Genomic DNA, 2,433 nt, shown 5'->3' with positions numbered 1-2,433 from the left:
AGTCTGAAAAGGGCGCTTTAGTATTATGTCGTAGACCCGAAACCATGTGACCTACCCATGAGCAGGTTGAAGGTGCGGTAAGACGCACTGGAGGACCGAACCAGGGCACGTTGAAAAGTGCTTGGATGACTTGTGGGTAGCGGAGAAATTCCAAACGAACTTGGAGATAGCTGGTTCTCTCCGAAATAGCTTTAGGGCTAGCGTCGACATTAGAGATTCTTGGAGGTAGAGCACTGTTTGGGTGAGGGGTCCATCCCGGATTACCAATCTCAGATAAACTCCGAATGCCAATGAATTATGGTCGGCAGTCAGACTGCGAGTGCTAAGATCCGTAGTCGAAAGGGAAACAGCCCAGACCACCAGCTAAGGTCCCAAAATAATTGTTAAGTGGAAAAGGATGTGGGGTTGCACAGACAACTAGGATGTTAGCTTAGAAGCAGCTATTCATTCAAAGAGTGCGTAATAGCTCACTAGTCGAGTGACCCTGCGCCGAAAATGTACCGGGGCTAAAACAATTTACCGAAGCTGTGGATACCTTTATAGGTATGGTAGGAGAGCGTTCTATGTGTGAAGAAGGTGTACCGTGAGGAGTGCTGGAACGCATAGAAGTGAGAATGCCGGTATGAGTAGCGAAAGACAGGTGAGAATCCTGTCCACCGTAAGACTAAGGTTTCCAGGGGAAGGCTCGTCCGCCCTGGGTTAGTCGGGACCTAAGGAGAGACCGAAAGGTGTATCCGATGGACAACAGGTTGAGATTCCTGTACTAGAGTATGTAGTGATGGAGGGACGCAGTAGGCTAACTAAAGCAGACGATTGGAAGTGTCTGTCTAAGCAGTGAGGTGTGAATTGAGTTAAATGCTTAGTTCTATAACATTGAGCTGTGATGGGGAGCGAAGTTTAGTAGCGAAGTTAGTGACGTCACACTGCCAAGAAAAGCTTCTAGCGTTTAAACATACTCTACCCGTACCGCAAACCGACACAGGTAGTCGAGGCGAGTAGCCTCAGGTGAGCGAGAGAACTCTCGTTAAGGAACTCGGCAAAATGACCCCGTAACTTCGGGAGAAGGGGTGCTGACTTTAAGTCAGCCGCAGTGAATAGGCCCAAGCAACTGTTTATCAAAAACACAGCTCTCTGCTAAATCGTAAGATGATGTATAGGGGGTGACGCCTGCCCGGTGCTGGAAGGTTAAGAGGAGTGCTTAGCGGTAACGCGAAGGTATGAATTGAAGCCCCAGTAAACGGCGGCCGTAACTATAACGGTCCTAAGGTAGCGAAATTCCTTGTCGGGTAAGTTCCGACCCGCACGAAAGGCGTAATGATTTGGGCACTGTCTCAACGAGAGACTCGGTGAAATTTTAGTACCTGTGAAGATGCAGGTTACCCGCGACAGGACGGAAAGACCCCATGGAGCTTTACTGCAGTTTGATATTGAGTGTCTGTACCACATGTACAGGATAGGTAGGAGTCTATGAGATCGGGACGCCAGTTTCGAAGGAGACGTTGTTGGGATACTACCCTTGTGTTATGGCCACTCTAACCCAGATAGGTGATCCCTATCGGAGACAGTGTCTGACGGGCAGTTTGACTGGGGCGGTCGCCTCCTAAAAGGTAACGGAGGCGCCCAAAGGTTCCCTCAGAATGGTTGGAAATCATTCGCAGAGTGTAAAGGTATAAGGGAGCTTGACTGCGAGAGCTACAACTCGAGCAGGGACGAAAGTCGGGCTTAGTGATCCGGTGGTTCCGTATGGAAGGGCCATCGCTCAACGGATAAAAGCTACCCTGGGGATAACAGGCTTATCTCCCCCAAGAGTTCACATCGACGGGGAGGTTTGGCACCTCGATGTCGGCTCGTCGCATCCTGGGGCTGTAGTCGGTCCCAAGGGTTGGGCTGTTCGCCCATTAAAGCGGCACGCGAGCTGGGTTCAGAACGTCGTGAGACAGTTCGGTCCCTATCCGTCGCGGGCGTAGGAAATTTGAGAGGATCTGCTCCTAGTACGAGAGGACCAGAGTGGACTTACCGCTGGTGTACCAGTTGTCTTGCCAAAGGCATCGCTGGGTAGCTATGTAGGGAAGGGATAAACGCTGAAAGCATCTAAGTGTGAAACCCACCTCAAGATGAGATTTCCCATGATTTTATATCAGTAAGAGCCCTGAGAGATGATCAGGTAGATAGGTTAGAAGTGGAAGTGTGGCGACACATGTAGCGGACTAATACTAATAGCTCGAGGACTTATCCAAAGTAACTGAGAATACGAAGCGTGATTATTTTTAAGTGAAATTTGAAAGATATTCAATTTTGAGTAGGTATTACTCAAAGTTAAGTGACGATAGCCTAGGAGATACACCTGTACCCATGCCGAACACAGAAGTTAAGCCCTAGAACGCCGGAAGTAGTTGGGGGTTGCCCCCTGTGAGATAAGGAAGTCGCTTAGCT

The 2,433-nt window shown here is 49.4% G+C and carries 2 rRNA genes; both read left to right on the top strand.

Annotation, left to right across the window (positions count from 1 at the left end):
• A 23S ribosomal RNA gene (locus tag HMPREF2805_RS00015) occupies nt 1-2,237 on the top strand; the annotation flags it as partial.
• A 79-nt stretch (nt 2,238-2,316) separates the two neighbouring features.
• Nucleotides 2,317-2,432, top strand: a 5S ribosomal RNA gene (gene rrf, locus HMPREF2805_RS00010).
• Nucleotide 2,433: the final 1 nt, after the last annotated feature.

This window comes from Streptococcus sp. HMSC034E03 (assembly GCF_001811505.1).
GTDB lineage: Bacteria > Bacillota > Bacilli > Lactobacillales > Streptococcaceae > Streptococcus.
This window is presented reverse-complemented; position numbering and strand designations above follow the sequence as displayed.